Genomic DNA, 26674 nt, shown 5'->3' with positions numbered 1-26674 from the left:
CCGACGCGCTCAGGCCGCCGCGAACCACGCGCGCGCGGTCCACATGCCGAGCGCCGTCAGCGTGAACGATCCAGTCAAGTGTAGGGCAGCCACCGCGAACGCCCATCCCAATTCGCCCTGCACCGCGTGCGTCATCACTTCGACCGAATAGGTCGAGAACGTCGTGAGGCCGCCGAGGAAGCCGGTGATCACGAAGAGCCGCCACTCGGGTGGCAGCCCGACGCGGGTGGTAAACGCGACGGCCGCGATGCCGATCACGTAGCCGCCGATCAGGTTCGCGGCGAGCGTGCCGAGCGGCACGGCGGGAAAGAACGCGTTGAGCGCAAGGCTCAGGAACCAGCGCAGCAATGCGCCGAGCCCGGCGCCGACGAAGATCGCGACGATCGAATAGAACAAGGGAACTCCTCGCTGACGAGGTCGCATGGCGGATGCGGCCTACGCCGAACTGTATGCGCAATCGCGCCGCGCCGGCAATGCCGGCCGGCACCCCGCGCGCACCGGATCGTGCCACGCCGGAATCACGCATTTCATTATTTCCGTGCGCCGCCGGGTTCGGCATTTTCCAATGCATTACGCAGGACATTACAAATCACTATAAACAAATCGATTATTCATCTGATTTTCCCGAAGTCGAAAAATCAGCCGCGCGGCCCCACGCCGCCGATGCAAGCCATGCTTTGACGGGCATTCCGCATGTTTTCCCTAATCCAGACATTCCCGAATCAGGCCGATATTCCATGCAATTCATTCGACCAGTTTCGTAAAATAATTTCGCCCACCACTCCATCGGCATGGAGACTCGAAAAATGAACAATTACCGCCTGTCATCCATGTTGATTCCGGCGCTGTGCGCGTCGCTGCTCGCATCGAGCGTCGCGCTCGCCGAGGACAACGGCCCCCCGTCCTACGTCGAAGGCAACCGCGCGCCGAAAGGCTATGCGCGCCCGCCATTCCATACGAAACAGCGCGCGAACACCGCCACGGTGGCCGGCCTCACACCCGTGCTCGTACGACATGCGTACGGGTTCGATTCGATCGCCAACCAGGGCGACGGGATGGTCGTAGCGATCGTCGACGCGTACGACGATCCGAAAATCGAAGCCGATCTCGGCGTATTCAGCAACGCGTTCTCGCTACCGGCCTGCACTTCGTCGAACGGCTGCTTCACCAAGGTCTACGCACGCGGCGCGCGACCCAAGACGGACGCGGGCTGGTCTCTCGAGATGTCGCTCGACGTCGAATGGGTGCATGCGATCGCGCCGAAGGCGAAGATCGTGCTCGTCGAAGCCGCGTCGGCCAGCTTCAGCGACCTGATGGCCGCAGTCGACGTCGCGGTCAAGCGCGGCGCATCGGTCGTGTCGATGAGCTTCGGCGGCAACGAGTTCGGCAGCGAGACCGGCTTCGACAGCCACTTCAACGTATCGGGCGTCACGTTCGTCGCATCGTCCGGCGACAGCGGCACCGGCACCGAGTACCCGGCGGCGTCGCCGTACGTGGTGGCGGTGGGCGGCACGACGTTGTCGACCGACGCGTCCGGCGCCTACGTCGGCGAGGCCGCGTGGAGCGGCAGCGGCGGCGGTGTCAGCTCGATCGAGGCCGAGCCGGCCGGGCAGACCGGCTGGCCGGTGCCGGTGGCCGGCAAGCGCGGCGTGCCCGACGTGAGCTACGACGCGAACCCGTCCAGCGGCTTCGCGGTGTATGACTCGGTGACCTATCAGGGGCAGGCCGGCTGGTTCCAGGTCGGCGGCACGAGCGCGGGCGCGCCGCAGTGGTCGGCGCTCGTCGCGATCGCGAATTCGCTGCGTACGGCGGCCGGCAAACACTCGCTGAGCGGCACCTACGACACGCTCTATACGATCGGAAAAAACGCCTACGGCAGCGACTATCACGACGTAACGACCGGATCCAACGGCACTTGCGGCAGCATCTGCAACGCAGCGGGCGGCTACGACTACGTGACGGGCCTCGGCTCGCCGATCGCGCCGGCGCTCGTCCAGGCGCTCGTCGCGCAGCCGTGATCGCGCGGCCGCGGCCGGCCGGTTCGTCCCGCGCCGCTCAGCCGCCGTGCCATGCTCGGTCGAGCGCGGCGAGCGTCGCGAGCGCGCCGCCCTTCAACCCGATCACGTCCGCGCGGCGGGCATGGGCCTCGCGTGCGTTGATGCGGATCACGTCGGCACCGAGCCGTTCGCTCGAGAGACGCACGGTGGGAATCGCGGTGCCCGCGCCGATCTCGACGACGGTCACCCATCCCGCCTGCGCAATCCAGTCCTGCAGGGCCCGCTCCTGCGCGTCGTAGCGTTCGCCGAGCCAGCCGTTGTCGCCGAACATCAGGATGTTCGGTCGCGCGAGGCCGCCGCAACGCGGGCAGCGCGGCAGCTCGCCGACCAGCCGGCACGCGGCCGTGTCGACGTCGGGCGTGAACGGCGCGGCGTCCCAGGTGTCGTCCGAGCACGGTCGCAGGCACTGCATCGAATGAATCGAACCGTGGATCTCGACGACGTGCGCCGGATCGAAGCCGGCCTTCTGGAACTGGCCGTCGACGTTGCTCGTCAGCACGAAGCCGCCGTTCGGCATCGCGTCCATCCAGCGCCGCAAAATCGCAAAGCCCGCGTGCGGCACCGTCTGCCGGTAAAGTCCGAGACGGTGGCCGTAAAAGCCCCACGCAAGCTGCGGATGCGCGCGAAACGCCTGCGGCGAGGCAATCTCGTGGAATTCGAAACGCTCGTGGCGCAGCGCCGGATACGCGCGCCAGAAACCATCCGTGCCGCGGAAATCGGGCGGCCCCGAATCGACGCCGATGCCGGCGCCGGCTGTCACGAGCAACGCATCGGCGCGCGCGAGCGCCTCGACGGCGGACGCGACCAGATGAGCCGGCAGTGATGCGGCAGCGGCGCTGGAATCGGTGAAATCGGACGAGTCGGAAATCGGCATGATGGAGCAGCGGGAGCGTCGAACGGTGCGCGAGTGGCGTCGCGCGATCATACGCCGGTTCGGGCGCCGCGCCGCGACATCACGCCGCCGCGGCGCGCCCGCTCCCGGGTTCCCGCAGCGCGACGTACTGCAGCAGCATGATCGTCTTCGCGTCGACGATCTCGCCCCGCGCGACGGCATCCAGCGCCGCGTGCAGCGGCATCTCGACGACCTCGAGATCCTCGCCCTCCTCCGCGATGCCGCCGCCGTCGCCCGTGCGCAGCGACGCATCGTATTCGCCGACGAAGAAATGCAGCTTTTCCGTCACCGAGCCCGGACTCATGAACGCCTCGAACACCTTGCGCACGCCGCGCACGCGATAGCCGGTTTCCTCTTCGGCCTCCGCGCGAATCCGGGCGTCGGGCGTCGCGTCGTCGAGCAGGCCGGCGGCGGCTTCGAGCAGCATCCCGTCGTGTCCGTTGACGAACGCCGGCATCCGGAACTGCCGCGTGAGCAGCACGTCGCCCGTCGCCGCGTTGCGCAGCAGGATCGTCGCGCCGTTGCCGCGGTCGTACGTTTCGCGGCTCAGGCGCTGCCACGTGCCGTCGCGGCGCAGAAAATCGAACGTTACCTTCTTCAGCACATACCAGTCATCGGACAGCACTGTCGTATCGACGATGCGGACACGGTCCCGCGTTGCGGCCATGGTGGTCTCCCATTCGACAAGTGACGGCACGCATGGTAACGTGCACATTCGTGCACTTTCAAGAAATTTCGTGCAATTCCGATGCTGACGACCCAACGCAAGAAAGCGATCCTCGACGCGCTCGCCCGCGACGGCCAGGTGCTGGCCGTCGAGCTGAGCGCGCAATTCAGCGTGTCCGAAGACACGATCCGGCGCGACCTGCGCGAACTGGCGGCCGAGGGCCTGCTGCAGCGCGTGCACGGCGGCGCATTGCCGGCGTCGCCGGCGATCGCGCCGTTCGCGCAGCGCGAGGCGATCGAAACCGCGGAAAAACGGCGCATCGCGCGCCGGGCCGCGCAGATGATCGCGCCCGGACAAGTCGTGATCGTCGACGGCGGCACGACGTCGGCACTGCTCGTCAGCCAGTTGCCGCCGGACCTGCGCGCGACGATCGTCACGCACAGCCCGAGCGTCGCCGTCGCGCTGGCCGCGCATCCGTCGATCGACGTGATCCTGATCGGCGGACGGCTGTACAAGCATTCCATCGTCGCGGTGGGCGCCGCGGCGATGGAAGGCATCTCGCGCATCCACGCGGACCTGTATTTCATGGGCGTGACCGGCGTTCATCCGGTCGCGGGGCTGAGTACCGGCGACTTCGAGGAAGCGGCGATCAAGCGCGCATTGGCGGGGCGCGCCGGCGAGACGGTCGTGCTGGCTTCGCAATCCAAACTGCGAGCGGCGTCGCAGTTCGTGATCGGCGAGCTCGCGCTCGCGCAAGCGATCGTGGTCGAACAGGAAACCGATGCAGCGCTGACCGAGCCGATCGAGGCCGCGGGCGTGACGGTCGTGCGCGCATAGCCGAGCGGTGGCTTCGACGTCTGGACGTCGGCGGTGCGTGGCTACTGGTCGGCGTGCACGTGATCAGGTGACGGTGGCTCGCCTACGGCGTACGGTCATGCCGCGCGTGGTTCGACCGCGCGCTCACGTGGCGTGTGCTCGACCGGTTCATCGCGGTGACGAGGCTCGGATTCGCGGCCCGCTTCACGATCGACGCGCGCCGAGACCGGCCGCGCCGTTCACAAGCCGGCTACCGCGCGAAACGCGTGGTACGCATCGGCATGAAGCTCGAAGCCGATGCCCGGCGCCTGCGGCACGGCCGCGTAGCCGGCGTCAACCGATTCGCCGTCCGCCAGCCCGTTGAACGGACGGAACGCGAACGGGCTGACTTCGGCGCCGCCGAGCCCGAGCGCCGACACGACGTGCAGCGAGAACAGATGACCGCCGTGCGGCCAGAACGCATCGCGCCGCCAGCCGTTCGACACGAAATGGTCGACGATCTGCAGATAGCCCGGCAGGCCATAGCAATGAACCGGATCGAACACGAGGACGTCGCGGTCCGGGCGCAGACCGCCGTAGCGTTCGAGCAGCTTCGCTTCCGCGAGCGAAAACAACGCCTCGCCGGCCGCGACCGGCGGCGCGTATTGCGCGATCAGGTCCGCATGAAGCGGCAGGTCGAGCGGATCGCAGAGATCCTCGAACCACCAGAGTTCGAACGGTGCCAGCATCGCGGCGGCTGCGCGTCCGCTCGTCGCGTCGTACGCGTTCATCGCATCGACCGCGAGATGCGAACTGTCGGCAAGACACGCCGCGGCGGCTTCGATGCGTCTTTTGTCGTGATCGACATCCGCGCCGCCGATCTTGATCTTCGCGTGCGTGTAGCCGAGATCAGCGATGCGATGCATCTCGTCCGACAGGCGCGCGAGATCGTCGTGCGGATAGCGGTAACCGCCGCCCGCGTAGACACGCACGCGAGGTGCCGCGTCGCGCGCGAGCCGATCGGCGACGAAGCGATGGAGCGGCAGGCCCGCGATCTTCGCTGCGGCATCCCAGATCGCCATGTCGAGCACGCCGACCGCGACGCAGCGTTCGCCGTGCCCGCCGGGCTTCTCGCCCGCCATCATCGCGCGCCATGCGCGAAATGGATCGAGGTTCGTGCCGGCATCGTCGGCGATGGCGTCCGCGGCGGCCAGCAGACGCGGCGCGAACCGTTCGCGAATCAGCCCGCCCTGTGCATGACGGCCGACCGATGCGTAGCCGTAACCCGTGACCGGCCGGCCATCGCGCACGACATCGGTGACGATCGCGACGACGCTCGTCGTCAGGCCACCCGACGGAATCGCCGGATCGGCATAACGGGAAACCGGGATCGCTTGCTCGCGGATGTCGATGATGCGCATGGTCGGGGTTCCGGGAAAACGTTCGGCGTTCGCGGGCCATGCGCGCATTGCGGGCCGGCGCGACTGGCGGATCGCTGCATCATAGGCGCTTGCGCGATGTCGTGCAGGCGTGCGACCGTCACGATGCGGTGAAGGGATCGGACTCGATCGACATCATCCGAATCGCGCCGTGCCGCGTCGAAGTGCGGACGAATGCCGCGTCATGCGCGAGGTGTGTTGCGGCCTCGACGCCGGTCATCGCACCGCACTGGCACGGCCGCGAATTAGATGGACATCCGACGCGAAGCGCGTATGATGAATTTTGTCCGAGCTCGCGTCACTCCGCTCGCCCCGCCGTCTACCCTCTCACTGCGTCGCGCCGTTACCCGCACGCATTGCCGCCCTTTTCACCCCACCCGTCACGCCGCGCCGCGGCGATACCGGTCGGATGCGTTCGTCCACGCGATTTGTCGCGACCGAACCCAGGAGTTCATCATGAGCATGCATCTCTATCGTGGCTTCGAAATCTATCCACTGATCTACCCGCACATTCCGTCGCTGAACGGTAATCCGCACAACTACGACGGCGGCTTCGACGCGGCCGTTAAGATCTGCCTGCGCGGCACCGCCGACACGCTGACCCGCAGCGAAACGTTCCGGCTGCTCGAGAACGCACCGTTCGAATCGGCGGGCGAAGCGCGCCGGGCGTCCGTACGCTACGCGGAGGAAATCATCGACGGCAATCGCGGCGAGCAGCCGCTCTTCGCCGATTCCCCTTGACGCTTCCTGTCGCGGCAGCGCGGCGGCACTCTGATTCGGATGACGAAATGATCATCGATGAACTCCTCCGCCTGATCGAACGGCGCGAGATTTCCAGGACCGACGCGGTCCCGAACGACGGCCTCGCCGGTTCTGCGTTGCGTCACCAACCCGAGTTGCAGATGTTCGCTGCCGTACGCGCATTGTCGATCAGCGCCGGATATTCGGAATTCGAATCCGACGAGATCGCGAGTGCCGTCATGACCCGACTCGGCTAGTTTTCCTCCACGCATGTCTTGAAACAGGACCTACATGACGACGATCATCCTCAAGCCCGACGAACCTGTCGATGTCGCGCTCCGGCGCTTCCGTCGAAACATCGAGAAGACGGGCCTGATCCGCGAGTTGCGCGGTCGCACGAGCTATGAAAAGCCGACCACCGAGCGCAAGCGCAAGAAAGCCAGCGCCGTCGCGAGACAGCGCCTGCGCGCGAAACGTATGCTGCCGCCTCGCAAGCTCTACTAGGAGAGCGCCGTGTACCAGCCGACCGTCGAAGATCCTCCGTTCTTCCCATTGACGAAATGCGAAGTCGATTTCGATCGACAGAACGACGCGATCACGCTTCTGCCGAGCTTCTACGCGTTCGGCTGCGAGTACACCAGTCGCGGCCTCCTGATCGGCCGAGACGATGCATTCAGATTGATTGCCGCGATCGAAAAGGCGTTGAGCATCGAGCATTGAACGCCGCCTCGACGTTGTCGAATCGCGTTGTGCTGGTCAGTGACGCGCATGCGAGCGGCCTGACCGACTCAGGACTGGTCGAGCTTCTTTCTCATCGTCGAACCTGCGGATTCGATCGACAGACTCCCATCACCACCGCTCTCGCAAGCGACAGGCAGTCGGCGCGATCGGTCGGACCGACGGGATAGCGGAACCGGCCGAGCGTGCGACCACGCTCGGCGTGTTGTTTCCGAACCGGAATGCGTTTCAACGCATCGATTCGACCGGCGCTCGTACGCAAGTCGAATTGACGGGCCCGCTCAGGCAAACACGAAGTACTTGCGTACCGTCTCCACCACTTCCCACGTCCCTTTCATGCCGGGTTCGATGACGAACACGTCGCCGGCCTTCAGATGCACCGGCTCCTCGCCTTCCGGCGTGATGATGCAATAGCCGTCGAGGAAATGGCAGTACTCCCATTTCTCGTAGTTCACCTCGAACTTGCCCGGCGTGCAGATCCACGTGCCCATGATCTTGCTGCCATCCTTCGAGAGGTAGGCGTTGAGGTTCACGGTGTGCGGATCGCCGCCGATGCGCTTCCACTTGGTCGCGTCGACGACCGGGGTCGGGCAGGTTTTGCGCAGAACGGTGATGAAATCGGACATGTCGGCTCCAGACTAACGATCGGGTAAGAGGTCTGTCACGTTAGTTCGAAAGCGTCACCGGGGCTTGTATGCGTCCGACACCGACTCGTCTATTTTCGACACGGGCCTGCGTGCGGGCGCGCGTCGTGTTCCGGTCGGCCTTGCGTTGACGGACGGATTCGGGCCGATCCTTGACACCCGCTCCCGGCGATCCGTCGGCCAACAGTGAAAACCAAATGCGTGCGGGACCATCGTCAGCGACGCCACCGCCCCACGATCCGGCCCTGCCAGTTTCGCTACCACCGCCCTAAACCGCCCGCTTGCCATCCTCACGGCAAGCTGCCCGAGATCACGTATGGGATCGACACGACCTACCCCCCATGAACAACGGACGGAGACACTCGTGGAGATGGATGGAGCACGAAATAGATCATCAGGCACTTCATGACCTAGTCGCGAAGCGCCGTTACCCTCTTGACTCAGCAGCTCTTCAATTGTCCGGTTGAGGATCTCCATAATGCCAAATGACCATCCCCCACGTTGTGCGCTGTGGCCCCGGCATAGGCGCTCCGGCCTCGACATGAACCGAATCTTTCACGGCCGGGCTTTGCCAGTAGCCGGTGCGCGGACAAGGCTCTCCGGGCAGGACCCGTAGCCTCGGTTGCGCGACAGGCTTGGGGAAGTAAGTTTCCTCCTCCGCCGGAATGCTGCCATCCCGGTAACGCTTGTCTTCCCAAAGCAGCCGCCAGCGCACCACATGTTCGTCATTCGTACCTTCCAACAGGTACTTGTGGGCAATACTGCCTTTGAGGAAGTAGCTCGGACAGCCCACCTTGCCGGAAGGAAACCATGGCTCCCAGATACCCTCGACAGGAATCTCCTGATCGCTGCAAACCTCGCCGCTTGCGGATTCGTTCTTGGACGGACAGGGAGGAAGCGATGCAGGATAGGTGCGACCGGGTGGCCAATACCGCCAAGCCGGAAGGGGCGCATTTTCGAACATGGATTCATAGGTCCAGTGCTCAAAGATGCGGGTTCCGCCATCCGCACGTGTTCCGTATGCAAGCATCCCGGTATAACCGAATCCGACCGAGCACTTGAGCGCGTAGCAAATCAATCTCTCGATCCACACGCCCTCCGCGAACCCGGTGGCATACACCGGGTCCGAAAAGTTGGTGTCCTTCAGTCCCAGTGAATGAAAAAACGGATCGTATCTACGACCGATTTCAAGCGCACTCCGACCAAACAACAGGTCGCCACCTTGCTGGCTTCCTATAACCAGCGCGTCGTATGCTGCTCGTTTGTCAAGACCTCGGCGCAATGCATCGATGCCCAGATCCATCTGCACCAGTGCCCCCAAGAAATCATGCGTGTAGGCTTCCTCAAGCTCTACCTGATTTGGGCTCGGTGTGTCCAGTTGTTTTGCATACGCGCCGAGAAAGTCCCGATATAGTCCAACGGCGTATTCCAGGAACGTGAAACTCGTCCATTTCTTGAGCAGATAAAACGCCTTTGCTCGCGCATCCTGTTCCTGCTCGGCGGTCATGGTCAAAATATTCAACATCATGGAACCTGTTCGTCCGTCGATTGTTTGCCAGCATCGGCTAGCGCTCTCCGAGCGTAACCTTCCTGTCTGATCTTGGCAGATCGCTCGCGCTCGGCCAGCATGAGCGCTCGCGCAGTTGGTTGATCGGGTAGCTTAACGTCAGTCCAATGCGTCCGAAGCGCCTTGAGCTGCCCGTTCGCAAGCTGCGCATCTATCCATTTTTTCACGGGTGCATTGAACTTGTTGTTAAAGTCCACGAAGAATTGAAGGTCGCCCCCGACCAGCAAACGCATGGTGGCAACCTCTTTTTCGTCGTCCCATTGCTCAGCAATCCGCCCCTTCCACAGGCGCATCCCGTCCCATCCAGCTGGGACTGCGATGCCGAGCTTTTCCATTGCCTCGCGCGTCGGCACCTGTATCTTCACATAGCTGCCATTCATGCTCCAAGCGTGCTTGATCGCACTTCGTATACGCCACCAAAGCCCGTTGGGAGCAAGGCTATCGGTCCAAAATTTGCCCGGGATTGTCCATGGTTTGTCCAGGTAACGAGTGTCGACCACACGAATCATCGTCTGGCCCGGCGCCTGAATAATCGCTTCAAGCGGCACCTTGGCGCTGAACGTACCTATGGCCTCCCCCTCTTCCCAGTTGCGAAGGTCGGGCCACTCTTCTTTATGCACGTATTGCTTGATGGTCATCGGCTTATGCCCCAGGCTCTTCGTCTCCTCGGCCAGATGAGCCAAGCGCGCCTCCTCGGTCATCGTCCGAGTGGTCCCGCCCCCCACCTTCACATCCGCCCAGGTGCCCTCCACCAGATGGCCTCGCACGCGCTCCAGCAAGCGCATCAGATCCTTGAAGGCCAGCGCGATTTGTGTGTCCCCCAGCTTGCGCAGTTCCTCCAGCATCGGCAGCAGCTTCCGGATATAACTCGCCACCCGCGCCGGGATAACAGACCCGAGCCGGTTCAGAATGAAATTCAGCGCCTTGCCGATGCGATCCAGCATCATGCCGAACGCGTTTCTCACGACAAACTGATACTTGTTGAAGTCCAGTTGCCTGAGCCACTCCACAGCATTGCCAAAGCCAGCCTTGCGGATCAAGGCCAGGATTTCCTGGCATAGCTTGACCAGATCTTCGGATTTGCTGACCGCTCGCATCAACAACTTGCCTATGCCCTTGAGCAAACCTCCGACCACCGGAACGACCGCGACAAGACAAAGCACAAGCGCCACCCACTCCCACCTGTCGTCCCGAACCTTCGGGTCGTCGCACATGCGAAGCGTGATGGCGATCGCGTCGCGCGCGGCCGTAATTTCTCCGGCGACAGGGAACATGCTGATGACGGCATCGATGATGATGGCGCCCGTATTGCGCTTTTGCGAGAACTCCCCTACGACGGCGCCGACGACAGTATCGCCGACTGTAGTGGCGCCGCTCCACAGATAGTCGCCGACCTCGGATGCGGCCTGGCTGACCCAACTGCTACTCATGCCCGACCTCCTTGCATCCGTTCCAGGGAGGCTTGCATGTCGAACTCGTCCCAATGAGCCTTGTAGCTGGGATTTTTCTCGGTGGCCTTGATTTCGTAGGGTCGGCTGTCCTCACCCAACTCGATGCGCCCCGGTCCTTGCGGAGCGCCTGTCAAATCAGCCATGCCTTTGCTGTCGACGGTGCCGGAAAAGGTAGCGCCGCTGTCGTAGTGGATGGTGAACTTGGCACCCTGCACGGGCGTGTCGTCGTGGTAATGGTATTGCAGCGCGGCAGCACCGCGGGACGTCGGCGCAGGCGACAGCGGATAATCGATCCGCGTCGGCCCGCTGAATGCATGCTGCGCTCCTTTCACATCGATCTTTCCAGGCGCGTGAATCTCGATTTCGCCGCCCTTAAGCCGGATATAGGCGCCACCCGAGGTAAGCAAAATCTCCTGCTGCGCCGCCACCTCGATATTCTCGGTGGCCGACAGGACCTTGACCGCTTTCTGGGCCGTTATTTCGATATTGTCCGAGTGCGCCTGAACCTCCACCTTTCCCTTGGCCGCAAACAGCTTCATCCCGGCGTTTTGCACAAACAGGCTGATCTTCTCCGCCACACTCGCTACCAACGACTTCCCGCTGGCGATGAACGTGCTCTGACCGCTCACCAGATTCGTTTGCTGATCGCTCGAAACATGCACGGATGCCTGCGTCGACAGCGCGATACCGGAAGGACTCGCCACCAGCATGACTGGCGTCTTGAACGCGTTCACACTCCCGGCACCACCTCCCGCCGTCCGTCCTCCCGACTGCGAGCCTTGCACGCTGCTTTGCGTCGCATCGGTAAACGTCTTCAGCGCGTCATGCCCCTCTCCGAGGCTTTCCGCCTGATGCGTCTCGCTTACCTGCGACATTGCCTCGATCATGCCCTCGGCATTGACGAGCTGCTGTTGCGCTTCGCGAACGTCGAGCGGCTGACTATTCGCCGACTTTGGATACGTCGAAACATACAGCCCCTGCGAAGCACGCACGGCGCCGTACGCATCCGTCCTCAGATCGAAACCTGATCCAAGATACGTACCGCGAGTATTTCCGCTCTGATCGATGAGGTAGCCCAGATGCAGCAAACTATTCGCACTGCTGCTCATCAACTGGACGCGGTTCTGGCCCGTCGCGTCGTCCATTACCATCTGGTTGTAGCCGCTGCCGCCGTACTCTTTCGAGCGATAGCCCGAAAGGATTCCGTTGCTATGCCAGTGCGGGTTGACCGCACCGTTGTAGACGCGATGCAGCACGATCGGCCGGTCGCAGTCGCCGCCGACAAAACCAACGATGACCTCCTCACCGACTCGCGGAATATGCACACCGCCGTAGCCGCCGCCGGTATCCGATTGCGCAACTCTGACCCAGCACGAGGCACCGGCATCTCCCGGGTTCTGCCGGTCCCAGACGAACATCACCTTCACACGGTTCAGTTCATCGGTATGGACCTCTTCCCCCTGCGGCCCGACGACGATCGCCGTCTCGAGATGCATCTCCGGCTTCAAGTGTTCGAACGGGCTGCGATACGGAACCGTGGTGCGTTGCGCCTCGACTTCGACCAAATAAAAACCTGCCGAACCGTCATCGTGGTGGACAGACACGCCCGCGTACCCCGCTTTCGCCCGCTTCAGGTCGGATTGCACGCTATGCGGAAAGCTGGCTTCCTGATTCGACAGCGGTAGGTTGTTCTCGATGTAGCGCCGGACCTTGATCGCAGCAAACTCTCGCTGCTCGCCGGAATCGCGATCGTGTTCCGGATGGCCAGTCAATCCGAAGCGCAGGCCAGCGTCGATACCTCGCACCCCTCCCATCCCTACGAACCGCTTGGCGCGCGACTCCCATTCTTCCAGATGAATTTTCGAGAGCTGCTCACCTCGGTCCTGACGTCCATAGGTATAGGCGCCCGTGTACTCGTAGACTTCAGCACGTTCCGGCAAATTTCCCTGGTCGGCCTTCGTCGGCAACGTCGTTCCGTTCGGACTGTCGGCGGACGACGGCGCCTTGTAGTCGAACGTGCGCGTCGTATGGACCGTGCTTTGCAACGTCCGCGAACCCGCCCACTGCGTGAACGCATCCGTTTCGCTGCCTGTGCCCGACCTGTTGAATCCGACCGGATTGGGCGACATCTCGTCCAGCGCGTAAATGTCGTCGGTCACGACCAGCGTATGCGACTTGCCGTCCTTGCCTTGGCGCCAGAAGCCGTACAGGCCCTCCTCTTCCATCAGTCGATGGACAAAATTCCAGTCGGTTTCGCTCTGACGGCAGTATGAGCGCGAGGGCAACGGCTTCGACAACGCAAACTGATACTGTCCACGAGCCTGCGGATGCGCATCGAATACGTCAGCGATGATGCCGTCGGCGCCCTTGTCCTGCCAGTACCGCATATCGCGCCGGAATTTGAGGAAATGCATCCATGAGGCGACGACAAGTTGATAGCTAGAAAGGCTACCGTCGTCGCCCAGCCTGCGCGCCGTGTGGATATAACCGTTGACTGGCAGATAGGACTTGTTCACCTGCTGAATCCACAGCGTCATCGGTTGAGCGATCAACGCCTTGAGTTCGATGTCGCCTGCCGTGGATACCATGTCGACCATGACGCTGAAGTCGCGACCGAGCTCGGAATAGGTCACGGCCCGGCACGGTATGAGCGCATTGTCCGGCAACGACGGGATGTCTGTCTTGAGCAAGCGATCTTGTTGGATCAGGCCACCACGAATTGCCTGAGCTAATTCAGTCATGTTCATGCGTTATCCATCTTCTTATTTGTTGCAAGCCCTCGGTGGCTCGCGCTCTCACGGGGACGGCTCCCCGGTTATGCCGCCGGAATTGTAGCGGAGCCGACAAGTCATGAGAATGTAGCCCGCTGAGGCCAGCAATATATCGAATCGTGAGCTTAAGCACGAATCGCCCAAGGAGCGTATGCGGCACATCCATTGGGACGCTGAAATTCGGCTCCGATGCTACAGCGCGCCGACGGGATGTGCCTTCTGCATGGACGGTAGATCCCGTGAATAGCGGGGCTCACCCGACACTGCCAGCGACGCCACAGCTCCAGCATCGAGCCATGCCAGTTTCGATGCCAGCAGCCAGAATCCGACGCTTGCCATCCCCACCCGAACCCCTGTAGAATTACGCGTTCTGCGGGCGTCGTATAATGGCCATTACCTCAGCTTCCCAAGCTGATGACGTGGGTTCGATTCCCATCGCCCGCTCCACCTTCGGCTGCTCGCAGCCTGCGCAAGAGCCGCCTCGTCGAAGGCGGCTTTTTTGTACCATCTGCCGGTTCATCCGGTAGCGCCGCTGCGCATGACGGGCCCGCGCCCGAACCGAGCCTTTCTCTGTCACCGATGATGCACGACGATCCGAACGAAGCCGGCCTGCCGCCGGACGACGCCGCCCTTCCCGACGAAGCCGCCGACGGCGCCGACGAAGTCAACCCGCTGCACCGCCGCCGCATCCGCAGCTTCGTGACGCGCGCCGGCCGCGTGTCGACCGGCCAGCGCCGCGCGCTCGACGATCTCGGCCCGCGCTTCGTCGTTCCGTACGCGGCGGAAATCCCGGACTGGGACGCCGTGTTCGGCCGCCGCGCGCCGCGTATCCTGGAGATCGGTTTCGGGATGGGCGCATCGACCGCGGAAATCGCCGCGCACCGCCCGGGCGACGACTTCCTCGGCGTCGAGGTGCACGAGCCGGGTGTCGGCGCGCTGCTGAAGCTGATCGGCGAGCAGGACCTGCCGAACATCCGCATCATCCAGCACGACGCGGTCGAGGTGCTCGAGCACATGCTCGCGCCGGAAAGCCTCGACGGCGTGCACATCTTCTTCCCGGATCCGTGGCACAAGGCGCGCCACCACAAGCGCCGGCTGATCCAGCCGCCGCTCGTCGCGCATCTCGCATCGCGCCTGAAGCCCGGTGCATACCTGCACTGCGCGACCGACTGGCAAAACTACGCGGAACAGATGCTGGAAGTGCTCGGCGCCGAACCGACGCTCGAAAACACGGCCGCCGACTACGCGCCGCGCCCCGACTACCGCCCCGTCACGAAGTTCGAACGGCGCGGGCTGCGGCTCGGCCACGGCGTGTGGGACCTGGTGTTCCGCAAACGCGCCAGCTGAACACGGCGCGCAACGCACGCGACTCGCCGCGCAATAACGAACGGCCCGACCGGCATCTGCTGCCGATCGGGCCGTTTTCTATTGGATGCGCCCTCACCCCCGCACCGGCATCACGCCCAGTTCAGCCACCCGCTGTAACCCACCAGCAGCACGAACAGGCCGAACGCGATCCGGTACCACGCGAACACGGTGAAGTCGTGCGTCGCGACGAAACGCAGCAGCCAGCGCACGCACACGAACGCGCTGACGAACGCGGCCACGAGCCCGAGCGCGAACAGGCCGAGCGAATCGACCGTGAACGCCTGCCAGTCCTTGACCGTTTCATAAAGCGTCGCGCCGAAGATGATCGGAATCGCGAGGAAGAACGAGAATTCGGTCGCAACGCGCCGGTCGAGGCCGAACAGCATCCCCCCGATGATCGTCGACCCCGAACGCGACATGCCCGGCACCAGCGCGAAACATTGCGCGATGCCGACTTTCAGCGCGTCGAGCGGCGTGAGCGCATCGACCGACTGCACGCGCGGCGGCTCGCCGCGTTCGCGCTGCCGCGCCTCGGCCCACAGGATGATCGCGCCGCCGACGACGAGCGCGAACGCGACCGGCACCGGCGAGAACAGCACGGCCTTGATCTTCTTCTCGAACAGCAGGCCGAGCGCGATCGCGGGAATCGTGGCGATCACGACGTTCAGCGTGAAGCGCCGCGCGTCGGGCCGGCTCGGCAGCCCGGTCACGATGGACACGATCCGCTGCCGGTATTCCCAGCAGACCGCGAGGATCGCGCCGAACTGGATCACGACGTCGAAGGTCTTCGCGTGCGCATCGTTGAAATTCAGGAAGCTGCCCGCGACGATCAGGTGGCCGGTGCTCGACACCGGGAGGAATTCCGTCAGCCCCTCGACGACGCCGAGGATCAATGCCTTGCAGATCAGGATCCAGTCCATCCGTGGCCCAACTCCGAAGTAGTCGAAAGAAAGGGCCGCGTCACCGCCGCGGCCCGCCCGGCCGCGCGCGGTGCGCCGTCACTTTTCGACGATCGCCACGCGTATGCCGTTTGTAAGAATCGTAATTGTACCGGGTTCGTAGTTCACGCCGGCAAATTGCAGCTGCTCGGGCTTGAACGTGTAGATCGGGTAGTTGGTCAGCACCTGCGTGGCGAGCAGGCCGGCGGCCGCGCCGACCTGTTGCGCGTACATCTGCGCGTTGCCGTCGAGCACGAGGCTGTCGACGGCTGGCGCCTTCAGCACGACCGAGCGGCTCGGCGCGTCGTAAGCGAGCTGGCCCGACACGATGAACTTGCCGCTCACCGGTTCGCGCAGGAACGGACTCGCGAAATGCGCGTCGAGCTGCACCGCGACGCGGTTCTGGTCGGGCAGCAGGTTGACGGCCGGATTGGCGAGCGACACGTCGACCACCTGCGCGACCGTCTTCTGGTACGGAAACTTGCGCGCGACGGCTTTCTGCACGTCGCCGCGCGAGAACGTGTAGTGATCGGGGATGAACGGGAACGTCGACGCGCAGGCGGCGAGCGATACCGACACGCCGATGGCGCCGGCGCAGGCGGCGAGGAAGCGGCGCCGGCCGGGCGTGCAAGATGCGGTCATGCTGAACAATCTCCTGTATCGGGCGAAGCGGCAGTCGGGTTACCGGCTCGGCCGCAAGCGGGGCCGGGGACCGAAGTTAGTGCTTCGGCGCATGTCGCCGGTTCCATGCGCATGCCGGTGGGCGGCAGCGCGGGCAATGCGTCAGCGAGCCGCGCCGGCACCGAGCGACGGCTGCGTCGCGACCTCGAGGCGCGTCAGCCACGCGAGCGCGTCGTCGCGCGACGCACCGCACATCTCGGCTGACGGCTGCAGCCCCGAACAGCACGCGGGACGCTCAGGCCGGCCGAAGATCCGGCAGCGCAGGTCGTCGCCGAGCTGCACGCAGCGCACGCCGGCCGGCTTGCCGTCGGGCATCCCCGGAATCGGCGAGGAAATCGACGGTGCGATGCAGCACGCGCCGCACCGTTCACGGCACGCATGCGGCGGCGGGGCATCGGCGGGCGCCGGACGGACAGGCATTTCGACGGACACTCGGCTCTCTCACGAACAACGAAAAACGGTGCGGCAACCGGACGCAGTGTGCGGCAGCCCACTGCGCATTGTGCCACCGCCGGCTGCGACGTTATTACACAATGCAGCCAGAATGCGCGTTTATATACTCGAAAGCATCTAAAAAGCGCGAGACCATCATGAGTTCCGGTTCTGCCGACACCCTGTTCCGTCCCGATTTGCTCGCGAAGTACGGCGCGAACGGGCCGCGCTATACGTCCTACCCCACCGCTCTGCAGTTCCGCGATGATTTCGACCCGGCCGACTACGTGCGCGCCGCGGGCGATCCCGGCGCGTCGTCGAGCGACCTGTCGCTGTACTTCCACATCCCCTTCTGCAACACGGCCTGCTTCTATTGCGGCTGCAACAAGATCGCGACCAACAACCGCGGCCGCGCGCGCCCGTATCTCGAGCAACTGAAGCGCGAGCTGGCGCTGCAGGCCGCGCTGTTCGATCCCGCGCGTCCGGTCACGCAGCTGCACTGGGGCGGCGGCACGCCGACCTTCCTGTCCGACGACGAAACGGCCGAACTGATGGTGGCCACCCGCGAACACTTCGCGCTCGCGCCGGACACCGACGCGGAGTTCTCGATCGAGATCGACCCGCGCACGGTCACGCCCGCGACGCTCGTGCACCTGCGCAACATCGGCTTCAACCGGCTGAGCCTCGGCGTGCAGGATTTCGACCCGGTCGTGCAGCAGGCGATCAACCGGATCCAGCCGCTCGCGATGACGGCCGACCTGCTGTCGACCGCACGCACGACGGGCTTCCATTCGGTCAGCGTTGACCTGATCTACGGGCTGCCGCACCAGACGGTCGCCGTGTTCGCGCGCACGCTCGAGACGATCATCGAACTCGCGCCCGACCGCCTCTCGGTGTTCGGCTACGCGCACATGCCGCACCTGTTCAAGATGCAGCGGCAGATCGACGACGCGACGCTGCCGCCGCCCGCGACGCGCGTCGCGCTGCTCGGCCTCGCGATCGACATGCTGACGCAGGCCGGCTACGTGTACATCGGCATGGATCACTTCGCGCGGCCGACCGACGAACTCGTACGCGCGCAGCAAAACGGCACGCTGCAGCGCAATTTCCAGGGCTACAGCACGCGCGCGGATACGGACCTGGTCGGCTTCGGCGTGTCGTCGATCGGCAAGGTCGGCGACGTCTACGCGCAGAACGCGAAGGACCTCCCGGCGTATGGCGCCGCGCTCGACGCGGGCCGGCTGCCGATCGCGCGCGGCGTGCGGCTCACGGCCGACGACCGGCTGCGCCGGGACGTGATCACCCAGCTGATGTGCAACCTCGAACTGCCGTTCTCGCATATCGAGGCCGCGCACGGGATCCGCTTCGCCGATCACTTCGCACGCGAGCTCGACGCGCTGCGCGCGTTCGAGCAGGACGGGTTGCTGACCATCGCCGGCGACCGCCTGACGATCCACCCCGCCGGCCGAATGGTCGTGCGCAACATCGCAATGGCGTTCGACGCCTACCTCGGCCAGACGCCGCGGCAACGCTACTCGCGCACGGTCTGACGCCGCACGGCCGCATGCGGGCGGCCGGTTTGATAAAGTAAGGGGCTCAACGCCCCTGCAAGAATCCGCACGATGCGCACCACCAAAGCAACCAACGCGGTCGAACGCCTGAAGACCCGTTCCGGCAACCCGCAATTCGCGGCCGTCGCGATGGCGGGCGGCCTGTTCTATCTGGTCGACCGCTCCGGCGGCTCTGCCGAGAAGCGCAGCGAGCCGCTGCCGCTCGACGAATTCGTCAGGTTCGTCGACGAATTCGGCCCCAAAAAGCCGCGCAAGGCGAGCAAGCTCGACCTCGCGTTCGAGGCGCAGATCAAGAAGAGCAAGGGGTAAAGGTCTGTTGCAGGCCGTCTGAAGGCTTCGCCGCTGCCCCGTTTGGTACAATCACGAAGTTTCTCTACCCCCGCTGATGGCCGACCTGGCTGCGTGACCACACCATGAATATCGAAAACGCGCGTTTCAACATGATCGAACAACAGATCCGGCCGTGGGACGTGCTGGATCTGGACGTCCTGGGCCTGCTGGCGATCGTCAAGCGTGAAAACTACGTGTTGCCCGAACACCGCGATCTCGCGTTCGCCGACCTCGAGCTGCCGCTGCCCGGCGGCAGCAGCAAGATGCTGTTTCCGCGCGTCGAAGCGCGCGTGCTGCAGGAACTGGCGGTCAAGAAGCACGAAAACGTGCTCGTGATCGGTGCGGGTTCGGGCTACCTGGCCGCGCTGTTCGCGCATCGCGCACAGCACGTGACGGCTGTCGATATCGATCCGACCATCGCAAAGTTCGCGGCGGACAACCTGCGCAACGACGGCGTGACGAACGCGGAAGTCGTGCTCGGCGACGGCTCGCTCGGCTGGCCCGACAAGGCGCCGTACGACGTGATCTGCGTCGCGGGCGGCCTGCCGGTCGTGCCGCAGCAGATGCTCGAACAGCTGAAGATCGGCGGCCGCCTGTCGGCGTTCGTCGGCGGCCGTCCGGTGATGAAGGCGCAGATCATCACGCGCATCGACGACAAGCAGTACCGTGTCGCCGACGTGTTCGAAACCTACGTCAATCACCTCGTCAACGCGATCGAACCGTCGCGCTTCAAGTTCTGAGCGGCGGAGCTTCCATGCAGATCCTGACGCCCGCGATGCTCGCGGAATGGCTTCGCGATCCGGCGCGTCCCGCGCCGATCGTGCTCGACGTGCGCGAGCCGTGGGAAATCTCGACCGCGCAGATCGCCGGCAGCATGTCGATCCCGATGCAGCAGATCCCCGCGCGCAGCGAGGAGCTCGACGACGAAGCGGAAATCGTCTGCGTGTGCCATCACGGGATGCGCAGCGCCCAGGTCGCGATGTTCCTCGAATCGCGCGGCTTCACGAAGCTGTACAACCTGCAGGGCGGGATCGACGCGTGGTCGCGCGACGTCGATCCGTCCGTGCCGCGTTACTGAGTGACTGACCTTCCGGCGGCGCATCGCGCGCCGCCACGGCGACCGGCCCGTTGCAGCCGATCGCTCCGATCCGCCGAACGGGCGCGCATGGCGCGCCCGTTTGCGTTTCTGCTTCCTCCTTCTTCGATTGCTTCACCGCGTCGCCCATCCGCGTTCGTTCGATGACGAACGGCGGCGGTCACCCGAACATGGCCCCCCGTCGAGCGGAGCGCCTCGCCCTTCCCGTCGTACTTCACGATCACCGCGGCACGACGCGGCCGGATGCATCCGCATCGATCACGTTCCGCGCGTCTCTAAACAAGTGACCTTCGCGCTCGCACCCGGGCGCGCGCCGTGCACCATTTGCGCCCGCGCGACTGCACCGCAACGGATCGCGCATGCTGCACGACGCGTCACGCGCACCACACCGACGCCCCGCGCCACCCCGCACAGGCACGCCCGGCGTGCATCGGTGCGACTGGCACATGCCTTGCGTTAGTCCGATGCCGGCGCCGGCACGGCGCACGCCTATCCAACACGTCAAGGGGAACTCGATGAAACGTCGCAGTCTGCTGAAGTTCGGTTCGATGGCCGGTGCACTCGCGCTGGCGGGCAAGAGTCCGTTCGCGCACGCGGCCGATGCGGGCACGGGTCCGATCAAGGTCGGCATCCTGCATTCGCTGTCGGGCACGATGGCGATCTCCGAAACGTCGCTGAAGGACACGGCGCTGATGACGATCGCCGACATCAACAAGAGCGGCGGCGTGATGGGCCGCAAGCTCGAGCCCGTGGTCGTCGACCCCGCATCGAACTGGCCGCTGTTCGCCGAGAAGGCGCGCCAGCTGCTCACGCAGGACAAGGTCGCGTGCGTGTTCGGCTGCTGGACGTCGGTGTCGCGCAAGTCGGTGCTGCCGGTGTTCGAGGAACTGAACGGCCTGCTCTACTACCCGGTGCAATATGAAGGCGAGGAAATGTCGCGCAACGTGTTCTACACGGGCGCCGCGCCGAACCAGCAGGCGATCCCCGCCGTCGAGTACCTGATGAGCGCGGAAGGCGGCGGCGCGAAGCGCTTCTTCCTGCTCGGCACCGACTACGTGTATCCGCGCACGACCAACAAGATCCTGCGTGCGTTCCTGAAATCGAAGGGCGTGAAAGACGCCGACATTCAGGAGGTCTACACACCGTTCGGCCACAGCGATTACCAGACGATCGTCGCGAACATCAAGAACTTCGCGCAGGGCGGTAAGACGACCGTGATCTCGACGATCAACGGCGATTCGAACGTGCCGTTCTACAAGGAGCTCGGCAACCAGGGGATCAAGGCGACCGACGTGCCGGTGGTCGCGTTCTCGGTCGGCGAGGAAGAGCTGCGCGGGATCGACACGAAGCCGCTCGTCGGCCATCTCGCCGCGTGGAACTACTTCATGTCGGTGAAGAACCCGACGAACACGAAGTTCAAGGACCAGTTCGCCGCGTGGGTGAAGGCGAACAACCTGCCGGGCGGCGCGAAGCGCGTGACCAACGATCCGATGGAAGCGACCTACGTCGGCATCCACATGTGGAAGCAGGCGGTCGAGAAGGCGAAGAGCACCGACGTCGACAAGGTGCGCGTCGCGATGATCGGACAGACGGTTGCCGCGCCGTCGGGCTTCACGCTCTCGATGGACGGCAACCATCACCTGCACAAGCCGGTGATGATCGGCGAGATTCGCGGCGACGGGCAGTTCAACGTCGTGTGGAAGACGAAGACGGCCGTGCGCGCGCAGCCGTGGAGCCCGTTCATCGCGGGCAACCAGGGCAAGCCGGACATCGTCAGCTCGATTCCGGCGTTCCTGCGCCGGCAGCGCGCGGCGCTCGCCTGATGCGATGCGGAGCGCCGCGCACCGGCCTGGCGCTCCGTTCGCAGGCCGGTGCAGGCACTCGCCGCGATTGCGGTAACGCGCCGCACGCGCTCGCGCACCGCCGCACGCATTCGCTTTCCCACGCCCGACAGGATTTCCCGATGCCTACACGCTTTCGCCGCGCCGCCGTCGCGGTCGTCGCCTGCGCCGCGCTGGCGGGCGCGCTGCCGCGTGCCGCGTTCGCCCTGACGGCGGCCGATACCGCCGCGCTCGCCGGCGACGACTTCGACGCGAAGACGACCGCGATCGACCATCTCGCCGCCGATGCCGATCCGCGCGCCGTCGCGTTGCTCAATGCGCTGTCGACCGGCGACGCGCTCGCGACGGGCGACGGACGCCTGCTGATCCAGACCGGCGACACCGCGCACGACGCGCTCACGCAGGCCGCGACGCCGGCCGGCGACGCGCAGCCCGTGCTTCTGAACAACCTGCTGCGCACGAAGATCGCCGGTGCGCTGTCGGGTCTCGCCCTCGCCTCGCCCGATGTCGCCGCGCGCCGCGATGCAATCGACGCGCTGCTGAAGTCGCCCGACCCGGCACTCAAGCCGATGATCGATCGCGCCCGCGCGAAGGAAACCGATCCGGCATTGAAGCGCCGCCTCGACGCGCTATGGGCGATCGCCGCGCTGCACGATGCCGATCCGGCAAAGCGTCTCGAAGCCGTGCAGGTGGTGGCCGCGCGCCGCGACCTCGACATGATCGAGCAGTTGCGCCCGCTCGTCGCGAAGAATACGGACGGCAGTTTCTCCGAGCCCGACGCACGCGTGCGCGAAGCCGCGCAGCAAGGGCTCGACGCATTGCACGCGCTGCAGCGCCGCGGCGAGATCGCGGGCACCGTGTTCGCGGGCCTGTCGCTCGGCAGCGTGCTGCTGCTCGCGGCGCTCGGCCTCGCGATCACATACGGGCTGATCGGCGTAATCAACATGGCGCACGGCGAATTCCTGATGATCGGTGCGTACGCAACCTATGTCGTGCAGACGCTGATCCAGCGCTATGCGCCGGCGGCATTCGACTGGTATCCGCTCGTCGCGGTGCCGGTGTCGTTCGCGGCGGCCGCACTGGTCGGCATCGCGCTGGAGCGACTCGTGCTGCGGCACCTGTACGGCCGCCCGCTCGAGACGCTGCTCGCGACCTTCGGCGTGAGCCTGATCCTGATCCAGGCGACGCGCATGCTGTTCGGCGCGCAGAACGTGCAGGTCGTGAACCCGTCGTGGATGAGCGGCGGCGTGACCGTGATGCAGAACCTGATCCTGCCGTACAACCGGCTCGCGATCCTCGCGTTCGCGCTCGCGGTCGTGTGCGTCGCCTGGGGCGTGCTGACGAAGACGCGGCTCGGCCTGTTCGTGCGCGCGGTCACGCAGAACCGCCGGATGGCCGCGTGCGTCGGCGTGAAGACCGCGCGCGTCGACGCGTATGCGTTCGCGTTCGGCGCGGGCATCGCGGGCCTCGGCGGCTGCGCGCTGTCGCAGATCGGCAATGTGGGCCCGGACCTCGGGCAAAACTACATCATCGATTCGTTCATGGCGGTCGTGCTCGGCGGCGTCGGCCAGATCGCCGGCACCGTGCTCGGCGGCTTCGGGCTCGGCCTCGTCAGCAAGGCGATCGAGCCGTTCTGGGGCGCCGTGCTCGCGAAGATCGCGGTGCTCGTGATGATCGTGCTGTTCATCCAGAAACGTCCGCAGGGCATGTTCGCCCCGAAGGGACGCAGCGCGGAGGCCTGACATGACTTCAATCACCGATTCGTTGTCGAACCCGATCGCCGACGCGCCGAAGCCCGCTGCCTCCGCGCGCGCAGACGGTTTCGCGCTCGGCCTGCCGCCCCGCCCCGCGCTGCTGTCGCGCCGCGCGTGGCTCGCGCTCGTCGCGCTGTGCATCGCGATCGGCATCGGCGTGCCGCTCGCCGCGCTGGTCGCGCCCGAGTCGAGCGCGTTCCATTTGTCCGCGTACGCGATGACGCTCACCGGCAAGCTGATGTGCTACGCGATCGCCGCGCTCGCGCTCGATCTCGTGTGGGGTTACTGCGGAATCCTGAGCCTCGGCCATGGCCTCTTCTTCGCGCTCGGCGGTTATGCGATCGGCATGTACCTGATGCGCGAGATCGGCCGCGACGGCAAGTACGGCAGCGACCTGCCCGACTTCATGGTGTTCCTCGACTGGCATCAGCTTCCCTGGTACTGGAGCGGCACTCAGCATCTCGCCTGGGCGCTCGCACTGGTCGTGCTCGTGCCGGCCGTGCTCGCATGGGTGTTCGGCTTCTTCACGTTCCGCTCGCGCGTGAAGGGCGTGTACCTGTCGATCATCACGCAGGCGCTGACGTTTGCCGCGATGCTGCTGTTCTTTCGCAACGAGACGGGTTTCGGCGGCAACAACGGCTTCACCGACTTCAAGCGCATCGCCGGGTTTCCGATCACGTCGCCCGGCACGCGCACGGTGCTGTTGCTGCTGACTTTCGCGACGCTCGTGCTCGCGTTCATCGCCGCGCGCGCGATCGTCACCAGCAAGCTCGGGCGCGTGGTCACCGCGGTGCGCGACGGCGAGACGCGGCTGATGTTCCTCGGCTACAGCCCGCTCGCGTACAAGCTGTTCGTGTGGACGCTGTCGGCCGTGCTGTGTGGAATCGCAGGCGCGTTGTACGTGCCGCAGGTCGGCATCATCAACCCCGGCGAGATGTCGCCCGGCAACTCGATCGAAATGGCGATCTGGGTCGCGGTGGGCGGGCGTGGCACGCTGATCGGGCCAATCGTCGGCGCGTTCGCGGTGAACGGTGCGAAGAGCCTCTTTACCGCTTACTTCGCCGAGTACTGGCTGTTCTTTCTCGGACTGATCTTCGTCCTCGTGCCGCTCTTGCTGCCGCGCGGCATCATGGGCCTCGTCGACACGCTGCTCGCAAAGGGGAAACGCGCATGAACGGCACGGCCCTCTACCAGTTCACGCCACCGGCCGAGGACGAGCTGCTGACCGTCAGCGGCACCGCATCGATGAGCCGCGTGGTGCCGCCCGGCATCGACACGTCGCACGGCACGATCCTCTACCTCGAGGACATCGAGGTGAGCTTCGACGGCTTCCGCGCGCTGAACAAGCTGTCGCTCGCGATCGACGCGGGCGAACTGCGCTGCGTGATCGGCCCGAACGGCGCGGGCAAGACGACGATGATGGACGTGATCACCGGCAAGACGCGCCCTGATGCGGGCAAGGTGTTTCTCGGCCAGACCATCGACCTCGCGCGGATGAACGAACCCGAGATCGCGCGTGCGGGGATCGGTCGCAAGTTCCAGAAGCCGACCGTGTTCGAACAGCATCCGGTGTGGGAAAACCTCGAACTGGCGATGCAGACCGACAAGGGCTGGCTCGCGTCGCTGCGCGCGCGGCTCGACCGCGCCGCGCAGGCGAAGATCGAGGAGACGCTCGCGCTGATCGGCCTCGAAAGCGACGCGTATCGCGCGGCCGGTGAGCTGTCGCACGGGCAGAAGCAGCGGCTCGAGATCGGCATGCTGCTGATGCAGCGCCCGGCTCTGCTGCTGCTCGACGAGCCGGCCGCCGGGATGACCGACCACGAGACGATGGAACTCGCGAAGCTGCTGAACACGCTGCGCGGCACCTGCTCGATGATGGTCGTCGAGCACGACATGGAGTTCGTCGCGGCGCTCGCGGGCGACACGGGCCGCGTGACGGTGATGGCCGAAGGCGCGGTGCTCGCGCAAGGCACGCTCGATCAGGTCAAGCGCGACGACGCGGTGATCGAGTCCTACCTCGGACGGTAATCCAATGCTGAAGATCGATGCACTGAACCAGTATTACGGCGGCAGCCATATCCTGCGCAACGTCACGCTTGCCGCCGACGACGGCAAGCTCACCGTGCTGCTCGGCCGCAACGGCGTCGGCAAGAGCACGCTGCTGCGCTGCCTGATGGGCGTCGTCGCCGCGAAGAGCGGCAGCGTGTCGTGGCGCGGCACGGCGCTCGGCGCACTGCCGCCGTATGCGCGCGTCGCGGCCGGCCTCGCGTACGTGCCGCAGGGCCGCGACATCTTTCCGCGCCTCACCGTCGAGGAGAATCTGCTCGTCGGCGCGGCGAGCCGCAAGGCGCCGTCGAAAGTGCCCGACCGCATCTACGACCTGTTCCCGGTGCTGAAGGACATGCGCGCACGGCGCGGCGGCGACCTGTCGGGCGGCCAGCAGCAGCAGCTCGCGATCGGCCGCGCGCTGATGAGCGAGCCGCAACTGCTGATCCTCGACGAGCCGACCGAGGGCATCCAGCCGTCGATCATCCAGGACATCGGCCGCACGCTGCGCCAGCTCGTCGACGAATCGAAAATGACCGTGCTGCTCGTCGAGCAGTATTACGACTTCGCGCGCTCGATCGCGGACCATTACTGGGTGATGAGCCGCGGCGAGGTCATCGCGGGTGGCGAGGCGCGCGACATGGAAACCAACGGCGTGCGCGAGCTGATCGCGGTGTAGCCGAGGAATGCGGCACGCGATGACGTTGCCGCGAGGTGCCGGCGATCGACGCATGTCGGGCGAACGTCGGCATCGCCGCCGCGCCGCCGCCCCTCCCCGTCGCCTCGTTCGGCATCCCGAACACCCAAGCGTATAGTGTTGCGGTAGCATCTCCGATCACCGCGCCCGTCTCCAGC

The 26674-nt window shown here is 65.1% G+C and carries 28 protein-coding genes and 1 tRNA gene; 18 read left to right on the top strand and 11 right to left on the bottom strand.

Annotated features, from left to right (window positions below; translation table 11 throughout):
* Window positions 1-9 precede the first annotated feature (9 nt).
* A complete protein-coding gene (gene crcB, locus WS87_RS05355; protein WP_059530237.1) occupies window positions 10-396 on the bottom strand; it encodes a fluoride efflux transporter CrcB in 387 nt (128 codons plus the stop codon).
* Between the two features lie 53 nt (window positions 397-449).
* Here crcB and WS87_RS33485 point away from each other — a divergent pair, with 53 nt between their 5' ends.
* A complete protein-coding gene (locus tag WS87_RS33485; protein ID WP_159085637.1) occupies window positions 450-764 on the top strand; it encodes a hypothetical protein in 315 nt (104 codons plus the stop codon).
* Window positions 765-806: 42 nt separating this feature from the next.
* Window positions 807-2018, top strand: a complete 1212-nt coding sequence (locus WS87_RS05350; protein ID WP_059820198.1) for a S53 family peptidase — start codon at window positions 807-809, stop codon at window positions 2016-2018.
* A 37-nt stretch (window positions 2019-2055) separates the two neighbouring features.
* Here WS87_RS05350 and WS87_RS05345 read toward each other — a convergent pair whose 3' ends face one another.
* Both WS87_RS05345 and WS87_RS05340 read right to left on the bottom strand, forming a co-directional pair.
* Window positions 2056-2931 carry an SIR2 family NAD-dependent protein deacylase gene (locus WS87_RS05345; RefSeq protein ID WP_059820197.1) on the bottom strand — a complete coding sequence of 292 codons (876 nt, stop codon included), beginning with the start codon at window positions 2929-2931 and terminating at the stop codon, window positions 2056-2058.
* A gap of 79 nt (window positions 2932-3010) precedes the next feature.
* Complete coding sequence (locus tag WS87_RS05340) at window positions 3011-3616, bottom strand: NUDIX domain-containing protein (protein WP_059820196.1); 606 nt, start codon at window positions 3614-3616, stop codon at window positions 3011-3013.
* 81 nt (window positions 3617-3697) lie between these two features.
* Here WS87_RS05340 and WS87_RS05335 point away from each other — a divergent pair, with 81 nt between their 5' ends.
* Window positions 3698-4453 carry a DeoR/GlpR family DNA-binding transcription regulator gene (locus tag WS87_RS05335; protein WP_059820195.1) on the top strand — a complete coding sequence of 252 codons (756 nt, stop codon included), beginning with the start codon at window positions 3698-3700 and terminating at the stop codon, window positions 4451-4453.
* 218 nt (window positions 4454-4671) lie between these two features.
* Here WS87_RS05335 and WS87_RS05325 read toward each other — a convergent pair whose 3' ends face one another.
* Window positions 4672-5832 carry an enolase C-terminal domain-like protein gene (locus WS87_RS05325; protein WP_059820194.1) on the bottom strand — a complete coding sequence of 387 codons (1161 nt, stop codon included), beginning with the start codon at window positions 5830-5832 and terminating at the stop codon, window positions 4672-4674.
* A 474-nt stretch (window positions 5833-6306) separates the two neighbouring features.
* Between WS87_RS05325 and WS87_RS05320 the strand changes: the two genes are divergently transcribed.
* Genes WS87_RS05320 through WS87_RS05305 form a run of 4 tightly spaced genes read left to right on the top strand, consistent with a single transcriptional unit; the run spans window position 6307 to window position 7311 of the window.
* Entirely contained in the window at window positions 6307-6591 is a 285-nt protein-coding gene (locus tag WS87_RS05320; RefSeq protein WP_059820193.1) for a hypothetical protein, read from the top strand.
* Between the two features lie 47 nt (window positions 6592-6638).
* Window positions 6639-6848 (top strand): hypothetical protein, encoded by a 210-nt coding sequence (locus tag WS87_RS05315; protein ID WP_059530257.1) that lies wholly within the window; start codon window positions 6639-6641, stop codon window positions 6846-6848.
* A 34-nt stretch (window positions 6849-6882) separates the two neighbouring features.
* Window positions 6883-7095 carry a 30S ribosomal protein S21 gene (gene rpsU / locus WS87_RS05310; protein WP_059530260.1) on the top strand — a complete coding sequence of 71 codons (213 nt, stop codon included), beginning with the start codon at window positions 6883-6885 and terminating at the stop codon, window positions 7093-7095.
* Between the two features lie 9 nt (window positions 7096-7104).
* Window positions 7105-7311, top strand: a complete 207-nt coding sequence (locus tag WS87_RS05305; RefSeq protein WP_059530263.1) for a hypothetical protein — start codon at window positions 7105-7107, stop codon at window positions 7309-7311.
* A 299-nt stretch (window positions 7312-7610) separates the two neighbouring features.
* Here WS87_RS05305 and WS87_RS05295 read toward each other — a convergent pair whose 3' ends face one another.
* The 4 genes from WS87_RS05295 to WS87_RS05280 all read right to left on the bottom strand — a co-directional run bounded on the left by WS87_RS05295 (window position 7611) and on the right by WS87_RS05280 (window position 13738).
* Window positions 7611-7955 carry a cupin domain-containing protein gene (locus tag WS87_RS05295; RefSeq protein WP_059466993.1) on the bottom strand — a complete coding sequence of 115 codons (345 nt, stop codon included), beginning with the start codon at window positions 7953-7955 and terminating at the stop codon, window positions 7611-7613.
* Window positions 7956-8424: 469 nt separating this feature from the next.
* Entirely contained in the window at window positions 8425-9501 is a 1077-nt protein-coding gene (locus WS87_RS05290; protein ID WP_059820192.1) for an Imm72 family immunity protein, read from the bottom strand.
* Window positions 9498-10970 (bottom strand): hypothetical protein, encoded by a 1473-nt coding sequence (locus tag WS87_RS05285; RefSeq protein WP_059820191.1) that lies wholly within the window; start codon window positions 10968-10970, stop codon window positions 9498-9500. Before WS87_RS05285 ends, WS87_RS05290 begins: the two co-directional genes overlap by 4 nt.
* Window positions 10967-13738, bottom strand: coding sequence for a type VI secretion system Vgr family protein (locus tag WS87_RS05280; protein WP_059820190.1), 2772 nt, complete (start codon window positions 13736-13738; stop codon window positions 10967-10969). The genes WS87_RS05285 and WS87_RS05280 overlap by 4 nt, the downstream gene beginning before the upstream one ends.
* A 396-nt stretch (window positions 13739-14134) precedes the next feature.
* Here WS87_RS05280 and WS87_RS05275 point away from each other — a divergent pair.
* Together WS87_RS05275 and trmB are read left to right on the top strand one after the other, a co-directional pair.
* A tRNA-Gly gene (locus WS87_RS05275) sits at window positions 14135-14209 on the top strand.
* A 132-nt stretch (window positions 14210-14341) separates the two neighbouring features.
* On the top strand, window positions 14342-15109 hold the full coding sequence (gene trmB / locus WS87_RS05270) for a tRNA (guanosine(46)-N7)-methyltransferase TrmB (RefSeq protein WP_059530270.1): 768 nt from the start codon (window positions 14342-14344) through the stop codon (window positions 15107-15109).
* A gap of 110 nt (window positions 15110-15219) precedes the next feature.
* On the opposite strand, the gene WS87_RS05265 is transcribed toward trmB, so the two are convergent.
* The 3 genes from WS87_RS05265 to WS87_RS05255 form a co-directional block, all read right to left on the bottom strand.
* A complete protein-coding gene (locus WS87_RS05265) occupies window positions 15220-16050 on the bottom strand; it encodes an undecaprenyl-diphosphate phosphatase (protein WP_059820189.1) in 831 nt (276 codons plus the stop codon).
* A 78-nt stretch (window positions 16051-16128) separates the two neighbouring features.
* Entirely contained in the window at window positions 16129-16710 is a 582-nt protein-coding gene (locus tag WS87_RS05260) for a DUF1439 domain-containing protein (RefSeq protein ID WP_059820188.1), read from the bottom strand.
* Between the two features lie 141 nt (window positions 16711-16851).
* Entirely contained in the window at window positions 16852-17169 is a 318-nt protein-coding gene (locus WS87_RS05255; protein ID WP_059820231.1) for a YkgJ family cysteine cluster protein, read from the bottom strand.
* Between the two features lie 170 nt (window positions 17170-17339).
* Here WS87_RS05255 and hemN point away from each other — a divergent pair, with 170 nt between their 5' ends.
* The 9 genes from hemN (at window position 17340) to urtE (ending at window position 26498) form a co-directional block, all read left to right on the top strand.
* The gene (gene hemN / locus WS87_RS05250) at window positions 17340-18731 is read left to right on the top strand and encodes an oxygen-independent coproporphyrinogen III oxidase (protein WP_059820187.1); all 1392 of its coding nucleotides are present in this window, start codon (window positions 17340-17342) and stop codon (window positions 18729-18731) included.
* 72 nt (window positions 18732-18803) lie between these two features.
* On the top strand, window positions 18804-19061 hold the full coding sequence (locus tag WS87_RS05245) for a hypothetical protein (protein WP_059820186.1): 258 nt from the start codon (window positions 18804-18806) through the stop codon (window positions 19059-19061).
* Between the two features lie 104 nt (window positions 19062-19165).
* The gene (locus tag WS87_RS05240; protein ID WP_059530282.1) at window positions 19166-19822 is read left to right on the top strand and encodes a protein-L-isoaspartate O-methyltransferase family protein; all 657 of its coding nucleotides are present in this window, start codon (window positions 19166-19168) and stop codon (window positions 19820-19822) included.
* Window positions 19823-19836: 14 nt separating this feature from the next.
* Window positions 19837-20160, top strand: coding sequence for a rhodanese-like domain-containing protein (locus tag WS87_RS05235; protein ID WP_059820185.1), 324 nt, complete (start codon window positions 19837-19839; stop codon window positions 20158-20160).
* A 533-nt stretch (window positions 20161-20693) separates the two neighbouring features.
* Entirely contained in the window at window positions 20694-22001 is a 1308-nt protein-coding gene (gene urtA, locus WS87_RS05230; RefSeq protein ID WP_059699402.1) for an urea ABC transporter substrate-binding protein, read from the top strand.
* 140 nt (window positions 22002-22141) lie between these two features.
* On the top strand, window positions 22142-23761 hold the full coding sequence (gene urtB, locus WS87_RS05225) for an urea ABC transporter permease subunit UrtB (protein WP_059820184.1): 1620 nt from the start codon (window positions 22142-22144) through the stop codon (window positions 23759-23761).
* Window position 23762: 1 nt separating this feature from the next.
* The gene (urtC, locus tag WS87_RS05220) at window positions 23763-24947 is read left to right on the top strand and encodes an urea ABC transporter permease subunit UrtC (RefSeq protein ID WP_059820183.1); all 1185 of its coding nucleotides are present in this window, start codon (window positions 23763-23765) and stop codon (window positions 24945-24947) included.
* On the top strand, window positions 24944-25801 hold the full coding sequence (gene urtD, locus WS87_RS05215) for an urea ABC transporter ATP-binding protein UrtD (RefSeq protein ID WP_059820182.1): 858 nt from the start codon (window positions 24944-24946) through the stop codon (window positions 25799-25801). Before urtC ends, urtD begins: the two co-directional genes overlap by 4 nt.
* 4 nt (window positions 25802-25805) lie before the next feature.
* On the top strand, window positions 25806-26498 hold the full coding sequence (gene urtE, locus WS87_RS05210) for an urea ABC transporter ATP-binding subunit UrtE (RefSeq protein ID WP_059820181.1): 693 nt from the start codon (window positions 25806-25808) through the stop codon (window positions 26496-26498).
* The last annotated feature ends 176 nt before the right edge of the window (window positions 26499-26674 follow it).

The organism is Burkholderia sp. MSMB0856, from assembly GCF_001524645.2.
Classification (GTDB): Bacteria; Pseudomonadota; Gammaproteobacteria; order Burkholderiales; family Burkholderiaceae; genus Burkholderia; species Burkholderia diffusa.
The sequence above is the reverse complement of the archived record's forward strand: the minus strand, read 5'-3'. Positions and strand labels throughout refer to the sequence as shown.